The sequence below is a fragment of the Roseofilum acuticapitatum BLCC-M154 genome (genome assembly GCF_030068475.1).
In the GTDB taxonomy this organism is placed as follows: Bacteria; Cyanobacteriota; Cyanobacteriia; order Cyanobacteriales; family Desertifilaceae; genus Roseofilum; species Roseofilum acuticapitatum.
This window is the reverse complement of the sequence record NZ_JAQOSP010000028.1, coordinates 1-14,216: the sequence shown is the minus strand read 5'-3', so window position 1 is coordinate 14,216 and position 14,216 is coordinate 1. Positions and strand designations below refer to the sequence as shown.

Genomic DNA, 14,216 nt, shown 5'->3' with positions numbered 1-14,216 from the left:
CCCCCAACCCCCTCTCCCACGGGAGAGGGGGCTTACAGCAGTTTTCGCTGCTATGGGGTACATTTGAATCGCCCTCAATCTGCCCTTATACAAGACTCAGAGGGACTTTCTTACTCATTACTCATTACTTAACAGCGCTTCGCGCTGTATATTAGAGCCAATTGTCTAAAGTGAACAAAATGCCTACTGCCGATCAGCTAGAAAGCCTATATCGGGTGAGCTATCAACTAACATTTATGATGCTACAACCCATTCATTTAATCTGCATGGATCGTCGCACGGGTAATGTGTATTTGCTGGCTGGTTATAATGAAGATCTTGAGTTTGAGATCGCACCTAACGGGGAGGTTTTCTAATGAATTCAGCTAATTTTGAGGCAATGAGTGATGAGGAATTGAAACGGTACTTCCTAGCCAACCGTGAAGATAAAATTGCTTTGCAAGCTTATTTAGACAGATTCAGTCAGCGTCCGAAATCACTGATTGCAAGTCCAAATGAGCCTGATTTTGACGCAAAGATTCAATCAGCGATTCGGCAGAAACTTGAAGTATCAGATAACAACAGAGTTGGGCAGATAGAATAGTTCAAGGGGCGATCTGAGCTATAATAACCCTAAGTTTCACTGGTCTTCTGGGTAATCTCATGAAATTAGACCGTATTACCAGCAATCCCAAACGGATGAATGGTCAACCCTGTATTCGCAATCTTCGCCTTACCGTTCGTCGAGTCATTGAACTACTAGCAACTTATCCAGATCGGGAAGAACTCTATCGAGAGTTTCCCCAACTAGAGGAAGAAGATATCCGACAAGCTCTCATTTTTGCCTCTTCTTACCTTGATGATCGCATCATTGGACTTCCCAACTCTTATGAAACTGTTGCTTGATCAAGGATTGCCACTTGTTCATGTCCTCGAAGCGGAAATACCATGATTAAAAATTTAGGGAGCGAGACGCTCCCACTCCAGTAATATCAAGGGATTAGAGGAGTGCGGGCATCTGGCCCCCTTCTTCACCCTTTATCCGGACTTGATATGAACCCTTCTCACACCCTAACGGTCACATGCAACAACCAAAACTTCGGGGTAGAAATCTCCATTCATCCCCCAAGTGCTTATGTACAAGAACATCTTCAGGAGTTATTACCCAACTGGCAAAAAGATGCAATATCAGTAATTATTTTCTTGCAACAAGCGCAGATGTCTTTAACTGAACTCTCTCCAGAAGTCGAAGCCGAAAAACAAAGACTTTGGGACAATTTTAGCCGATGGTCGGACTTAATTGCCAGTGAGTTAGGCGATCGCGGTTATGTTACCGATGCCTTCGATCCGCGCACCGGATATCCCCGCAGATCCCAACCTGGAACCCTTCACCACAGCGATGTTCCTGCCGTTCATGCCGCTCTGGGGTATCCCATCGAAAAAAACGGCGACTGTGCCGCCATTGTTCACCCCCATTGGGGAACTGCTGTTTATCCCAGCGTGATGATCTCAACTGCTCCTGCCGATGAAATTATCAACGCCATAATTAAGCTCCGTTTAAGTTAGAGAAATTTCTGATTTTTAGGGAACATCAAGATACCATCTAAAGTATCCTGCACCTCACCCCTATCTATCCGATGAAATACCTACCCTTTAAACCCCACTTCCCCCTACAAGTGGTCTTAATCGTGCCTTTTCTCCTGCAAATTACGATCGCCGTCGGCTTAGTCAGTTGGCTTTCCTTTCGCAGCGCCCATGAGATGCTAGAAAATATGGTAGAACGATTAACCACTGAAATTGGCTCAGAAGTTGAACAGCGTTTATCCTCCTATTTAGAACTCCCTCAAAGGGTTAATCGGTCTCATCTGGGGGCGATCCAGTCAGGTTTGCTAGAGGTGGAAAACCTGGAGCAATGGGATTATTATCTCTGGAATAAAATCCAACAAGTCCCAGAGTTGAGTTTTACCGCTATCTCCAATAGCCAAGGGGGGCAACGAACCGGAGAACGTCTAGGGGATGGTTCTTTAGTGATTAATACCGTTACCCCTAGCGATCGCCACACCTTCCGCTCCTATAATACCGATAGTCAAGGAAATCGCACTACCCTAGCTCTTGAATTAAGCGATCGCGATCCCCGTAAACGACCTTGGTATTTAACCGCACTTGCAACAGGAAAAGCCACCTGGAGTAATCCCCATGTTTCCTATCTCGAACCCGTCCTCCTCATCTCCGCCTTGCAACCTATTGATATCGATAACAACGGTATAGTTGAAGGCGTTCTCAACACGACCCTCAAACTGAGTCAACTCGGCCAATTTCTCAGCCAAATTGACCTAGGAAGAACCGGAAAAATCGTCATTCTCGATCGCCAAGGCAACCTCATCGCCAGTTCTACCCAAGAAACCCCCTTCGATCCAGAAACCAAAACTCTCCTCCCCATTACCCAGAGCCAGGATACTCTGACTCGCCAACTGATCGACCTTCTGCAAAGCCAGAACATTACCTTAAACAACCTCACCAGCCCCACCCTCACCCAAATCACCTTAGAGGGCGAGCATTACTTTAGCCGTATCCTTCCTTATACTGACTCCTATGGCTTAGAGTGGAGTATCATTGTTTTCCTCCCCGAATCCAACTTTACCACCGAAATCCAGAGCTATCAACAGCAAATCCTGATCGTTTGTATAGCTGCACTAATCATTGCGACTGCATTAGGAGTATTCACCTCTCAGTGGATTGCTCACCCCATTTGTCAACTCCGTAATGCCAGTGCTGCCTTTGCCTCCGGTAGACGGCAAAATTTAGTACAAGCTCAGGGAATACAAGAATTAGAAATTCTAGCCCAAACCTTTGATGAAATGGCAACTCAAATTGCTAATCAGCTTGATATACTCGAACAACAAGTCGCCGAACGCACCCATCTCCTCACCCAACACAATCAGGTTTTAGCCGAACTTGCGGGCGATCCCCGCTTACACCAAGGGGACTTAAACCAAAGTTTACCTCAACTGACCGAGGCGATCGCCCAAATCCTTCAAATTGACCGCAGTAGCATTTGGCTCGTCGAACCCGAAAGCAAACTATGGCGCTGTGCCGACCTATTTATACCCCCTCTCAGAACCCATACCCAAGGAGACTTATTAGCCATCCAAAACTATCCCCACTATGCCCAAATCCTACAAACCCAAAACGTCATTGCCATTGAAGACGCTTGGACAGACGAGCGCACCAGCGAACTCAAAGACATCTATCTAGTCCCCTGGGGTATCCATTCCCTCCTCGAAATTCCCCTTCGCCGACATCAAAACCTAATTGGCGTAATGTGCATTGAAAGCACCCAACCTCGCAACTGGACTCAAGAAGAACAAAACGTCGCTCGTTCCATCGGCGATTTGGTTAGCCTTGCCATTGAATCCTACCATCGCCACCAAGCCGAAATTAGCTTCAAAGCTGCTAAAGAAGCTGCTGACAAAGCCAACCAAGCCAAAAGCGAATTTCTTGCCAATATGAGCCATGAATTACGCACCCCCCTTAACGGTATCCTCGGTTACACCCAAATTCTGCAACGGATGGATGACCTTAAACCCAAGCAACGGGAAGGAATCACCATCATTGAACAAGCCGGTTCCCATCTGCTCACCCTAATTAACGATATCCTCGATCTGGCCAAAATTGAAGCGGGAAAAATGGAACTACTTCCTAGAGATATTCATTTTCCCTCTTTTATTAATGGTGTTGCCGAAGTGATTCGCATCAAAACCGAAGAAAAAAACCTCACCTTTAGTTCTTTCTCCGATCCGAATTTACCCCAGGGCATATATGTTGATGATAAACGCTTACGCCAGATCCTACTCAATCTCTTAGGCAATGCCACTAAATTTACCGATCGAGGAGAAATTTTATTTTCAGTCTGGCATACAGGTGATATACCTCCCCGGTCTACCGCCACCCTACATTTTGAAATTTGCGATACCGGTGTAGGCATGACTCCCGATCAAATTCAGAGCATTTTCTTACCCTTTGAACAAGTGGGAGCCAATTCCAAGAAACATGAAGGTACAGGTTTAGGATTAGCCATTACCCGCCAAATTGTCCAAATAATGGGAGGAGAAATTGAAGTCAAAAGTCAGCCGGGTATAGGGAGTCAATTTAGCTTTGAAATCGAGGTTCCCATTTCCCAAAATTGGGGACTCTCGTCCCGTCAAACCCAGCAAGGAAAAATTATCGGTTATCTAGGTCAGCGCCAAAAAGTTCTCGTCGTTGATGATAAGATTGTTAACCGTCGAGTCATTCTGGAATTTTTGTCTACTCTAGGATTTGAATTGGCTGAAGCAGAAAATGGACAAGTGGGGTTAGAACAATACAATCGATTACAACCGAATTTAATTATTACTGATTTAGTGATGCCAGAGTTAGATGGATTTGAAATGGTGCGTAAAATTCGCCAAAGTCCCGATCGGAAAGTGATTATTATGGCTTCATCGGCCAGTGTTTTACAGCAAGATCAAGACAATAGTTTAGTCGCCGGTTGCAATGATTTTATTCCTAAACCGGTCGATCTAGAGTTTTTATTACATAAATTGCAAAAATATCTGCATCTGACCTGGATTTATGAGGAAGTTGCAACCGATCTTTCGACTGCATCCTCGGAAAATTCAGATCGGGTGATTTACCCTCCCCAAGATCAATTACAGGAGTTATTCAACGCTGCTACTGTGGGCTACATTGATGGCATTGAAGCAGAAGTAATCCGGCTACGAGCGATAGATCCTGCCTACCATCCTTTTTGCGATCGCATTATGGATTTATCCTCTGAGTTTGATGACCAAGGCATTCTACATTTTATTGCCAAAAAGTATTCTTTATCTCTTTCAACGATAGACAATGACTAAAAAACAAAAATTTCCCTTTCTGGTTGGCTCGAAATGGACAGCTCAACAAACGACCTGGGGATGGCGACACTTTCAAGTAACTAATCGTAAAAATCAGGGAAAATTTATTTTTGCGGAAATGGTGGCTTCTTGCGATCCGAATGTACGTTTTTGGCTCAATGCTGCCCAACTGAAAGACCGTTCTTTATGGCAACCGGGATGGCAAACGCTCCAGGAGATGGGGGAATTTAGTAATGAGTCATGAGTAATGAGTCATGAGTCATGAGATATAAGCCTTAAAGCGCCTCCTCAATTTCCCTTTTTAAGGGACAATACAAGTCTTCTGGGCGGTCAATATCGGCGAGAATGGGCAAGAGAGAATAGGATAAGGCTAGAGAGTTAGCAATATTTAGGGTTTGGGCTAAAACTTCTGAGGTTCCCCAATCAATGCCTTGAAATAATTGTGCAATGGGGCGCGATAGACCGATTAAATAATAACCTCCATCGGCGGCTGGGCCTAGGACTATATCATGGGAGGTTAAACCATGAAAGGCTTGGGTTAAAAGTTCTGAGGTGAGACTGGGGCAATCAGTTCCAATCACCACTATACGCTCTATTCCTTCCCTAAACTCTCGATCGATTGCCCTGTAGAGCCTTTCCCCTAGGTCTCCTTGTGCCTGACTGCGATAAACTAGATCAGCACCTAACCAAGTCTCCATGGCCTGAAGGGTTGACCCTGTAAAGTAGACCACGAGCTGTATCTTCCCTCTATGCCGATCTTGTAGCTGCCGTCCTTGGGCGATCGCCCATTCAGCCAGTTGACGGTGTAATTCAGTCGCTCCCTGAACCCCTAATGCAGGAATTAATCGGGTTTTGGCTTTGCCCAATTCGGGATACCGAGTAAACACGAGCAGTCGGCATGGGGAAGATACTGGAGAAGATAAATTAGGAAAATCGCTCACACTTAACCTTGGTTTTAATTGGGAACATGACTAGAATCGTAGAAGTTTTACCCGATAAAGGCGCTCTAATCACCCGCGCTCTCTCTTTAGTCAAAGAAAAAATAGAAGCGGCGATCGCCTCCCAGGGCTACTTTACCATTGCCCTGGCTGGAGGCAGTACCCCTGAGCCAATCTATGAAGCTCTGAGCCAAGAAAATCTCCCCTGGGACAAGATTCAGGTTTTTTGGTCAGATGAGCGCTATGTCCCCTCAGATCATCCCGATAGTAACGAAAAGATGGCTCGCCAAGCCTGGCTCAATCAGGTTCCCATCCCTCCAGAAAATATCCATCCCATGCCCACCCAAGGGCAAGATCCCCAGCAGGATGCCCAAACCTACGATAATGAATTACAGGCGTTTTTTGGCGGCTCATCGGGAGACTTTCCCTCCTTCGATCTGATTTTGTTAGGGATGGGGGATGATGGCCATACCGCTTCCCTGTTTCCCCAGACTGAAGCCTTGTCAGTGGGCGATCGCCGGGTTACCGTAGGCAATAAAGACGGCCAACCCCGTCTCACCTTTACCGTTCCCTTGATTAATCATGCTCGCTGTGTCGTTTTTCTAGTAGCAGGAGCCAATAAAATCGACGCTTTAACCCAAGTCTTCAACCCAGACGGCGATTCTCAACAGTACCCCTCTCGTTTAATTGCTCCTGAAGGAGAACTTTGGTGGCTCTTAGATGAAGCAGCAGGGAATCCATTAAAACTTAAAACTTAAAAAGTTTAACTCCTTTCTCCTCTCCTATTAATTCTATGATTGTTTGTCCGAATTGTACTCACCAAAATCCTGATGGCGCTCAAGTTTGCGAAGCCTGTTATACAGAGCTTCCTGCTCTCACCACTTGTCCTCACTGTGGAGCAACAGTTCAACAAGATGCCACATTTTGCGGTCAATGTGGAACGGCCTTAAAATCGACTCCTACTCCGGATGCCTCACAAGAAGAAGAAGAGGTTGTAGAAATTCCGGCCTTAGTTGAACTTGACCCCCTAGTGATTCCCGATCCCATTGCGGGTTCTAGTCCTAAATCCTCCTTATCCGAAGGGGCAACGGAATTAGAAGTAGAAAAGGAAACTTCAGATCCTGGCCATATGAATCGGTTAACTGAACTGCAATCGCCCGCAGCAGCTCTAGTACATATTACCAGTAGCAATCGCTTCGAGTTATCTACTGATCGTGCCATCTTACACATTGGTAAACCCAATGACCGTCTTCCTCCAGAAATAGATGTATCTGGATTTCCCCATGCGGATGTGGTTTCGCGGGTTCATGCAGCCATTCACATCGATGAGGGGGATTATTATATTGAAGATCTAGGCAGTTCTAATGGAACCTATATTAATCATCTCCCCCTAACTCCAGGTAATCGCCATCGTTTAAAAACCGGCGATCGCATTACATTAGGCAAAAATGATCTGGTATCCTTTTTATTTGAACTCTGATGGCATCCAGATGATCCCTGAACTCAAAAAGCACACACTCTAGTTTCGTACTCCTCATTATTTTCCTGTGACTGATGTGATTACCCTAACCTTGCTACATCCTCTCAAAGATACCCCCATTCAGCATTGGGAATTTACACAAGAATCCGTGGTGTGTATCGGACGCTCTACCGATAATCATGTGGTTCTCTATAGTGCGGTGGTTTCCCGTCATCATGTGGAACTCCGTCTAGGAGAGGGAGCTTGGGATGTAGTAAACTTGGGCACTAATGGCACTTATTTGGATGGTCAACGGATTGAGCAAATACCCATTACCGGTGAGGTGGTCATCCGACTGGCTCGCTCTGGGCCAAAGATCCAGATTAAAACTGATTTTGAACAAAATCAATCTAGTCCTTCTCCTGTGGATCGCAAGTCCATCGATCGAGCGACTCCATCGGTTAAGGAGAGAATGAATAAACTCACGACAGCGATCGATCCCTAGAAATCAATCCATTTTCTATTACTGATTGTAGAAAAAAGACTTCTAAAAATCCAGATCGAAGGAGAGTATTTATTGGCTGAATAAATAGAAATGACTCGCCTGAGTTAGTCGAGTCGAGCTATAATAATCCTATTAATCAGTCCCTGTATTTTTCCGAAAATTGACTAGAGTTGTGCTTCATTTAAACTCCGTCAGGATAATTTTATGTCAGTGATTACCATATCTCTAATGCATCCAACTCAACCGATCGCGATGCATAGTTGGACTTTTGAACCCGATCGAGATGAACCCATTCGTATTGGTCGTTCCCATGATAATGACATCATCGTTTATAGCTCTGTAGTTTCCCGTCATCACGCGGAGTTATGGCCCAATGAAGAAGGTTGGAGTCTGAAGGGATTTGGGGCAAATGGTACATTTGTGAATCAACAGTTGGTTACCCAAGATGTCTTAGTCGATGGCACGATTATTCGTCTAGGCCATTCTGGCCCCAGATTACGAATTCGTTTAGGCATTACCGATCCGAAGGCTAAACTGGTGAGAAAGGGCGATCGTAAACCGCAGGTTGAGCCAAGTGAAGCCCAAAAAAATAGCACATTTATCAATAACCCTCAAAGTCAATCGGATGATTAGAGTTGCCTTATTGATGAACTAGACCTGACCACTGGACGGATTTGAGCCGATCGCGGCGATAAGAAAAGAAAAGATCGGGATTTTCATAGGTACAATAGGGAGCGATCGCCACTTGCTCTACATCTATACCTAACTGTTGTAGTTGTCTGAGATTCACCTGACGCACATCTAAGCGGATACGATCCGGTTCAGCATCGGGCAAAAAGACCGGGTTTTCACCTCCAGATAACTGATCTATCCAATCTAAGGGCATCTCACCCTCGATCAAAGTTTTCCCCACCTGTTGAGCCACATCTAAGCCCACCTGATACTCAACTCCAGAAATAGCCGGCCCTAGGGCAATTCGCAGATCCTCTAGTTGGGTGCCCAAGGCTTCAAAACGGGCGATCGCCTCCGGCACAATTTCCGCCGCAGTTCCTCGCCAACCCGCATGAAGCGCCGCCACTCGACCCGTTCTCAAATCTCCCATTAGCACCGGCACACAATCGGCCGAACACACCCAAACCGCATCATGGGCATTTTCCGATAACAAACCATCAGCCTCTGGACGCTCAACCCCTGACGCTTGAACCTGGGAAGGAGTCAAAACCCGTTGACCATGGACTTGCTTCACCCGATAGACGTGAGCTTGCTCATCCAAAAGAGGCGCTAAAGATTCTGGAGTTTGGGGTGCAAACTGGCGGGTAAAAAAACCATGCTGCCAAGGATCGAGCAAGCTACAGGTAAGATAGTTCAATCCCTGAGCCATCCGCCAATGCCAAAGTGAACTCATTACTGATTACTCATTACTGATTACTCATTATGACTCTAAATCAGGAACGAATCGCTCAAACCTGGGAACAGATGATCCAAACACTAGACCTAGCCCCCCTTCCTCTACCCCCTATCCATTGCTTTGAGACCCTGGAATCCACCAATCAAACCCTGTGGAAATTGCTGAGGGAAGGGGCCCCACCGGGTACAGTGGCGATCGCCCGTCGGCAAACCTCGGGCCGAGGACAATGGGGGCGATCTTGGTCTTCGGCGGATGGGGGTTTGTATCTCTCTTGGGCGATCAGCCCTAACCTACCAACCGAGAAAGCTTTGTTACTCACCATCAGCAGCGCTTGGGGAATCGCCACTCTCTTGCGTCAATACGATCAAAACTTGCCTATCCAAATCAAATGGCCCAACGATTTAATCCTTAATCATAGAAAAGTAGGAGGCATTCTCACCGAAACTCGCTTACATCAAAACCGGATTCACCAGGCCGTCATTGGGGTAGGGATTAATTGGGACAATCCCGTTCCTGAACCCGGAATTAGCCTTAAACCCTGGTTGCAAAGCCAAGGCGCGATCGCCCCCATAACTTGCCTAGAAGACCTTTTAGCCCTAACCTTAAGGGGGCTAATCTCCGGATATGAGGCGATCGATCGGAAAAAAGGAGCAACCCTAATCTCTGCCTACAATCAACTGCTCATCCATCGGGGCCAGGCGATCGCCATCCAAGGACAACAGGGCACAATCATGGGTATTACAGATACCGGTCAGCTCTGTATTGACTTTAACTCCTCCCAACTGCTCCTCAACCCTGGTGAAATTCAATTAGGCTATTAGAATGCCTACAGAAGTCATGAAAAGTATGATAAAACTTGTCAGAGACCCAATCATGGGATACAGATCAAACCCCTAATCGTGAAAACCCTTAACCGACAACCAATTTCAATGAGTACGGATAAGACAACACCAACCCCAGATCGCCAATATACTCGCACCTTCTTTTGCCTCACCTGTCACCGTTCCCTGCTCATGCAAGGACTCGGTTGGTTAGGGGCCTTGGGTTTACTCAGTGGCAGCATGGTTTGGACTCCGAACCGAAGTGCTGCCTACGAACAAGACTCCATCGATCCGGTTGCCTATGATGCAGTTCCCGAAGCTGAATGGACAGAACCGGCCTATGAACCGAGTTACGAAGCTGAATGGACAGAACCGGCTTATGAACCGAGTTACGAACCGGAATGGACTCCCGAACCAGCAGCCTATGAACCGGAATGGACTCCTGAACCGGCTGCCTATGAACCGGAATGGACTCCTGAACCGGCTGCCTATGAGCCAGAACCCATTGACGATGCGTCTGTGCCGGTAGTAGTAGAAACCCATGAAGAGGCTCCCATTTCCTATTCGGCTGCGGACTTGATGCCAGACCATGCGACAGCTCAAGAAAGTGCCTATATTGATACTTCTAACGATTTTGACACAGGAGCAACGGCTGCTTATCAGGAACCCACAGAAGAGCGGGTTTCTGATAGCTATATCCCTGCTCCGGTATCAGAACCCGTGCATCAGACGGCGGCCGCTCCAGCTCCGAGTGCCTCATCTGAACCCATTCCCGCTTGGTCTCCAGATCCTTATCAACCGGCTGCCTCCAGTGGAAGCGGCAATGAAGGGTATACTTCTGCACCGCCTCCAGCTCCCGTGGTGGGAGGAACTACAGCCAGTGGTCGGTCTTATTTTAATGCTCGCCAACCCATGGGTCGGCCAGGTAATGGGAATGTGAGTTTGTTGTATCCTCTGGCAATTCCGGCTCAAATTACGTCCCATTTTGGCTGGAGATTGCATCCCATTCATGGAGATTGGAGATTACATAGCGGTACGGATATTGGCGCAGCGACGGGAACCCATGTGTTGGCGGCTTTGGCTGGACGGGTGGCGATCGCCAATTTCTTAGGTGGATATGGCTTAACCGTGGTTCTCGAACATAGCAATGGAACCCAAGAAACTCTCTATGCTCACTTGTCCGAAGTGTTTGTGGAACCCGGTCAAGAAGTAACCCAAGGAACCGTGATTGGTAGCGTGGGTAGTACCGGTAATTCTACGGGGCCCCATTTGCACTTTGAACTGCGACAACAAACGGAAGAGGGATGGGTAGCCGTAGATGCTGGGGCCCAGTTGGAATACGCCTTAGCTCGCTTCGTCCAATCTTGGGAAACGGCTTCGGCAACCCCTTATACGGGCGGCAATGCTAAGGAGTTGCAACTCTTACCGATTCCAGAACTGGCCACGCAAGAATTGCCCTATGTGAACATTCGCCCGATGTAGGGACAAACAGGGGGATATGAGGGCAAGGAGATAGGGAGAAGGGGAGAATTCCATCTCCCCATTCCCCCATCTACCCATAGCCATGTTCGCTCAAAAAGTCAGCAGTAATGGAATTTTGGGGTTTCTCATCTGGCGATCGCAGTAACCCTTCCACATATTTGCCCAAAATATCCCCTTCCAGATTCACTAAATCCCCAGGATGAAGATACTGCAAATTCGTATTTTGGAAGGTATGGGGAATCACAGCCACCTTAAAAGACTCGGTTGCCCCTTGGTCTTGAGCTAGGGTCAAGCTAATACCATTGACGGCAATACTGCCTTTAGGGACAATATAGCGGGCTAGACTGGGCGTTTGCAGCCTAAATACCATTTCCCAGGCGATCGCCGTCTGTATAATCGAGAGAACTTCCCCCAGACCATCCACATGACCCGTCACAAAATGACCCCCTAGTTTACTCCCCACCCTCAGAGAAGTTTCTAGATTGACAGGTATTTGGCTCATAGCTCGATGGTTCAAAGTCGTGCGACTGAGGGTTTCCGGCGAAACAGCAGCAATAAACCCCTGGGAAAGCAGGGTTTCTACTGTCAGGCATACGCCATCGACTGCTACACTATCGCCTATAGCTAAATCCGCCAAAATTAGCCGTCTCCCTTCCGGAGAACAGATAATTTGGACTTGGTAATCATTTAGAGGCGCGATCGTCCCTAGGGCTTGAATTAATCCGGTAAACACAGGTAACGTTCTCGAAAAGTGAGCTTAAGATGAGAAGGAGACAGATTAGAGATTTTAGATAAACTTATGGTCTAATTAGGATAATCGATTTTAAGGTAGAGAATACTGCATGGGTTTCCTGAATCAGCTTACCCTTCAGAAAACCCCAGACAACACCAGATCTTATCTACGAGCAACGCAGCCCAAAGATAAGCGTCCCTTGCCAGAGAGTGATCTAGAGGCTTTACCCGATGATTGAAATGAGAGTTGCTGGAATTGCATTAGATGCGGGCACACGCAGCCCCATTGTTTTGTTAAAGGATACGACCGATCGCCGCGCCTTGCCCATTTATATTGGCCAAGACCAAGCCAGGGCGATCATCAATGCTCTGGAGAGGCAAAAACCGCCTCGACCCCTGACCCATGATTTGATGGTCAATGTTTTAGAAGCTTGGGAGATGTCCCTTGAACGAGTAGTGGTTCACGCACTCCATGATAATACGTTTTATGCTCTGTTAACGATGCGTCAAGGGGATATAGTCCATGAAATCGACGCTCGACCCTCCGATGCTATTGCTTTAGCCCTGCGTACAGGGACTTCCATTTGGGTGATGGAAGAGGTGATCGCCGATGCCTCGATTCCGGTGGATCAAGAGGCCGATGAAGCCGAACAGGAAGCCTTTCGCGATTTTGTGTCCAGTTTGCGACCGGAGGATTTTGCCCAACGGGGTAAAGGACGCTCAGTGAATGGAGAGTAGGGGAGCGGGTGAAATATCGGCGCTTTGGTAAAACCAATCTGGATCTATCTGTTTTTTCTCTCGGTACAATGCGACCGTTGCGATCGGAGGAAGGGTTTGGCCAGGTGGTTTTACAGGCCCTCTCACGAGGCATTAATCATATTGAAACGGCCAAAGGGTACGGTAAAAGTGAGGTTTATTTAGGTAGATTTTTAAGTCAAATCGACCGGGAATCTGTTTATTTAACTACTAAATTGCCGCCGACTCCTGACCCGAAAAGGATGGCAGGCTGGATCGATGAGTCTTTATCCCGTTTAAGGGTAAAACGTATCGATTGTTTGGCCCTCCATGGGATTAATACTGGGGAGCATCTGGAGTGGGTGCAAGGGGAGCAAGGATGTATGCAGGCGGTGCAGGAGGCGATCGCCGAGGGTAAGCTGGATCATGTCGGATTTTCCACCCATGGTTCCCTGGAGTTAATCCAAGCTACCCTAGAAACGGGTTTATTTGAGTTTGTTAATTTACATTATTATTGGTCATTCCAACGCCATGCTCCCCTGCTGGCGATCGCCCATCAACTAGATATGGGCGTTTTTATTATCTCTCCAGCCGATAAAGGGGGACGCTTATATACGCCCCCAACCCAACTACAAGACTTGTGCCAACCCTTTTCACCCCTAGAATTAACCTATCGGTTTTTACTGAGCGATCCGAGAATTACTACTCTCAGCATCGGCCCCGCTACGGTAGATGAGTTAGGGCCATACCTAGAAATGGGCGATCGTCCCCTCACAGAAACCGAACAACAGGTTTTATCCCGTCTCGAACAGCACATGAGCGACACCTTGGGGAGAACCCAATGTCATCAATGCGATCGATGTCTGCCCTGTCCCGAAGACATTAATATCCCAGAAGTCCTACGCCTACGCAATTTAGCCCTAGCCTATAATATGGTGGACTATGGACAATATCGCTATGGCATGTTTGAAAATGCGGGTCATTGGTTTCCCGGAAACAAAGCTTCCCGATGTACTGAATGTGGCGACTGTTTACCCCGATGTCCCACCCAACTCAACATCCCCCAACTGTTGGATGAAACCCACTCATTACTCAAGGGAAAACAAGGGCGCAGACTTTGGGAAGATTGACATACTCCCCGCGCTGAAGCGACGGGGATTCTAACTCTCGGTTCACTGAAGTCCACTTGCTGTTTCAGGTTTCCCCTCGACAGTAGAGGCGGTCTTCTCCCCGATCTTTCCCTCTTTCGAGGCGGATCGCGTATG

At 47.3% G+C, this 14,216-nt stretch carries 17 protein-coding genes; 14 read left to right on the top strand and 3 right to left on the bottom strand.

The genetic code is table 11. From position 1 onward, the window contains the following. Positions 1 to 179 precede the first annotated feature (179 nt). From PMG71_RS04205 to PMG71_RS04180, 6 genes are all read left to right on the top strand, one after another. A complete protein-coding gene (locus tag PMG71_RS04205; RefSeq protein WP_283752392.1) occupies positions 180 to 356 on the top strand; it encodes a DUF6888 family protein in 177 nt (58 codons plus the stop codon). Then, positions 356 to 583, top strand: coding sequence for a DUF6887 family protein (locus PMG71_RS04200; protein WP_283752391.1), 228 nt, complete (start codon positions 356 to 358; stop codon positions 581 to 583). The genes PMG71_RS04205 and PMG71_RS04200 overlap by 1 nt, the downstream gene beginning before the upstream one ends. Positions 584 to 642: 59 nt before the next feature. After that, complete coding sequence (locus PMG71_RS04195) at positions 643 to 885, top strand: DUF433 domain-containing protein (protein ID WP_283752390.1); 243 nt, start codon at positions 643 to 645, stop codon at positions 883 to 885. A gap of 147 nt (positions 886 to 1,032) precedes the next feature. Further along, positions 1,033 to 1,545, top strand: a complete 513-nt coding sequence (locus PMG71_RS04190; protein WP_283752389.1) for a methylmalonic aciduria and homocystinuria type D protein — start codon at positions 1,033 to 1,035, stop codon at positions 1,543 to 1,545. A 71-nt stretch (positions 1,546 to 1,616) separates the two neighbouring features. Further along, on the top strand, positions 1,617 to 4,871 hold the full coding sequence (locus PMG71_RS04185) for an ATP-binding protein (RefSeq protein ID WP_283752388.1): 3,255 nt from the start codon (positions 1,617 to 1,619) through the stop codon (positions 4,869 to 4,871). Beyond that, positions 4,864 to 5,115, top strand: a complete 252-nt coding sequence (locus PMG71_RS04180) for a TIGR02450 family Trp-rich protein (protein ID WP_283752387.1) — start codon at positions 4,864 to 4,866, stop codon at positions 5,113 to 5,115. Before PMG71_RS04185 ends, PMG71_RS04180 begins: the two co-directional genes overlap by 8 nt. A gap of 31 nt (positions 5,116 to 5,146) precedes the next feature. Here the strand turns inward: PMG71_RS04180 and PMG71_RS04175 are convergent, their stop codons facing one another. Then, positions 5,147 to 5,812: a TIGR04282 family arsenosugar biosynthesis glycosyltransferase gene (locus PMG71_RS04175; RefSeq protein WP_283752386.1), complete on the bottom strand. Its 666-nt coding sequence runs from the start codon at positions 5,810 to 5,812 to the stop codon at positions 5,147 to 5,149. Between the two features lie 26 nt (positions 5,813 to 5,838). On the opposite strand from PMG71_RS04175, the gene pgl reads away from it, so the two are divergent. From pgl to PMG71_RS04155, 4 genes are all read left to right on the top strand, one after another. After that, positions 5,839 to 6,567 carry a 6-phosphogluconolactonase gene (pgl, locus tag PMG71_RS04170; protein WP_283752385.1) on the top strand — a complete coding sequence of 243 codons (729 nt, stop codon included), beginning with the start codon at positions 5,839 to 5,841 and terminating at the stop codon, positions 6,565 to 6,567. A 35-nt stretch (positions 6,568 to 6,602) separates the two neighbouring features. Beyond that, entirely contained in the window at positions 6,603 to 7,289 is a 687-nt protein-coding gene (locus tag PMG71_RS04165; RefSeq protein WP_283752384.1) for a double zinc ribbon and FHA domain-containing protein, read from the top strand. 67 nt (positions 7,290 to 7,356) lie between these two features. Beyond that, the gene (locus PMG71_RS04160; protein WP_283752383.1) at positions 7,357 to 7,773 is read left to right on the top strand and encodes an FHA domain-containing protein; all 417 of its coding nucleotides are present in this window, start codon (positions 7,357 to 7,359) and stop codon (positions 7,771 to 7,773) included. A 204-nt stretch (positions 7,774 to 7,977) separates the two neighbouring features. Further along, complete coding sequence (locus PMG71_RS04155) at positions 7,978 to 8,406, top strand: FHA domain-containing protein (RefSeq protein WP_283752382.1); 429 nt, start codon at positions 7,978 to 7,980, stop codon at positions 8,404 to 8,406. 7 nt (positions 8,407 to 8,413) lie between these two features. Here the strand turns inward: PMG71_RS04155 and pgeF are convergent, their stop codons facing one another. Continuing rightward, on the bottom strand, positions 8,414 to 9,178 hold the full coding sequence (gene pgeF / locus PMG71_RS04150) for a peptidoglycan editing factor PgeF (protein ID WP_283752381.1): 765 nt from the start codon (positions 9,176 to 9,178) through the stop codon (positions 8,414 to 8,416). A gap of 29 nt (positions 9,179 to 9,207) precedes the next feature. Here pgeF and PMG71_RS04145 point away from each other — a divergent pair, with 29 nt between their 5' ends. Both PMG71_RS04145 and PMG71_RS04140 read left to right on the top strand, forming a co-directional pair. Beyond that, positions 9,208 to 10,002 (top strand): biotin--[acetyl-CoA-carboxylase] ligase, encoded by a 795-nt coding sequence (locus PMG71_RS04145; RefSeq protein ID WP_283752380.1) that lies wholly within the window; start codon positions 9,208 to 9,210, stop codon positions 10,000 to 10,002. A gap of 108 nt (positions 10,003 to 10,110) precedes the next feature. Next, on the top strand, positions 10,111 to 11,484 hold the full coding sequence (locus tag PMG71_RS04140; protein ID WP_283752379.1) for a peptidoglycan DD-metalloendopeptidase family protein: 1,374 nt from the start codon (positions 10,111 to 10,113) through the stop codon (positions 11,482 to 11,484). 70 nt (positions 11,485 to 11,554) lie between these two features. On the opposite strand, the gene PMG71_RS04135 is transcribed toward PMG71_RS04140, so the two are convergent. Further along, on the bottom strand, positions 11,555 to 12,217 hold the full coding sequence (locus PMG71_RS04135; protein WP_283752378.1) for a riboflavin synthase: 663 nt from the start codon (positions 12,215 to 12,217) through the stop codon (positions 11,555 to 11,557). Positions 12,218 to 12,447: 230 nt separating this feature from the next. Between PMG71_RS04135 and PMG71_RS04130 the strand changes: the two genes are divergently transcribed. Together PMG71_RS04130 and PMG71_RS04125 are read left to right on the top strand one after the other, a co-directional pair. Continuing rightward, positions 12,448 to 12,954 (top strand): bifunctional nuclease family protein, encoded by a 507-nt coding sequence (locus PMG71_RS04130; protein WP_283752377.1) that lies wholly within the window; start codon positions 12,448 to 12,450, stop codon positions 12,952 to 12,954. Between the two features lie 8 nt (positions 12,955 to 12,962). Continuing rightward, on the top strand, positions 12,963 to 14,081 hold the full coding sequence (locus PMG71_RS04125) for an aldo/keto reductase (protein WP_283752376.1): 1,119 nt from the start codon (positions 12,963 to 12,965) through the stop codon (positions 14,079 to 14,081). Positions 14,082 to 14,216: the final 135 nt, after the last annotated feature.

What these genes read in the sequence shown, in the direction of transcription:
- PMG71_RS04130 (WP_283752377.1), top strand. Translation starts at nt 12,448, where the DNA reads ATGATTGAAATGAGAGTTGCTGGAATTGCATTAGATGCGGGCACACGC.
- pgl (WP_283752385.1), top strand. Translation starts at nt 5,839, where the DNA reads ATGACTAGAATCGTAGAAGTTTTACCCGATAAAGGCGCTCTAATCACC.
- PMG71_RS04145 (WP_283752380.1), top strand. Translation starts at nt 9,208, where the DNA reads ATGACTCTAAATCAGGAACGAATCGCTCAAACCTGGGAACAGATGATC.
- pgeF (WP_283752381.1), bottom strand. Translation starts at nt 9,178, where the DNA reads ATGAGTTCACTTTGGCATTGGCGGATGGCTCAGGGATTGAACTATCTT.
- PMG71_RS04190 (WP_283752389.1), top strand. Translation starts at nt 1,033, where the DNA reads ATGAACCCTTCTCACACCCTAACGGTCACATGCAACAACCAAAACTTC.
- PMG71_RS04155 (WP_283752382.1), top strand. Translation starts at nt 7,978, where the DNA reads ATGTCAGTGATTACCATATCTCTAATGCATCCAACTCAACCGATCGCG.
- PMG71_RS04140 (WP_283752379.1), top strand. Translation starts at nt 10,111, where the DNA reads ATGAGTACGGATAAGACAACACCAACCCCAGATCGCCAATATACTCGC.
- PMG71_RS04200 (WP_283752391.1), top strand. Translation starts at nt 356, where the DNA reads ATGAATTCAGCTAATTTTGAGGCAATGAGTGATGAGGAATTGAAACGG.
- PMG71_RS04205 (WP_283752392.1), top strand. Translation starts at nt 180, where the DNA reads ATGCCTACTGCCGATCAGCTAGAAAGCCTATATCGGGTGAGCTATCAA.
- PMG71_RS04185 (WP_283752388.1), top strand. Translation starts at nt 1,617, where the DNA reads ATGAAATACCTACCCTTTAAACCCCACTTCCCCCTACAAGTGGTCTTA.
- PMG71_RS04165 (WP_283752384.1), top strand. Translation starts at nt 6,603, where the DNA reads ATGATTGTTTGTCCGAATTGTACTCACCAAAATCCTGATGGCGCTCAA.
- PMG71_RS04180 (WP_283752387.1), top strand. Translation starts at nt 4,864, where the DNA reads ATGACTAAAAAACAAAAATTTCCCTTTCTGGTTGGCTCGAAATGGACA.
- PMG71_RS04195 (WP_283752390.1), top strand. Translation starts at nt 643, where the DNA reads ATGAAATTAGACCGTATTACCAGCAATCCCAAACGGATGAATGGTCAA.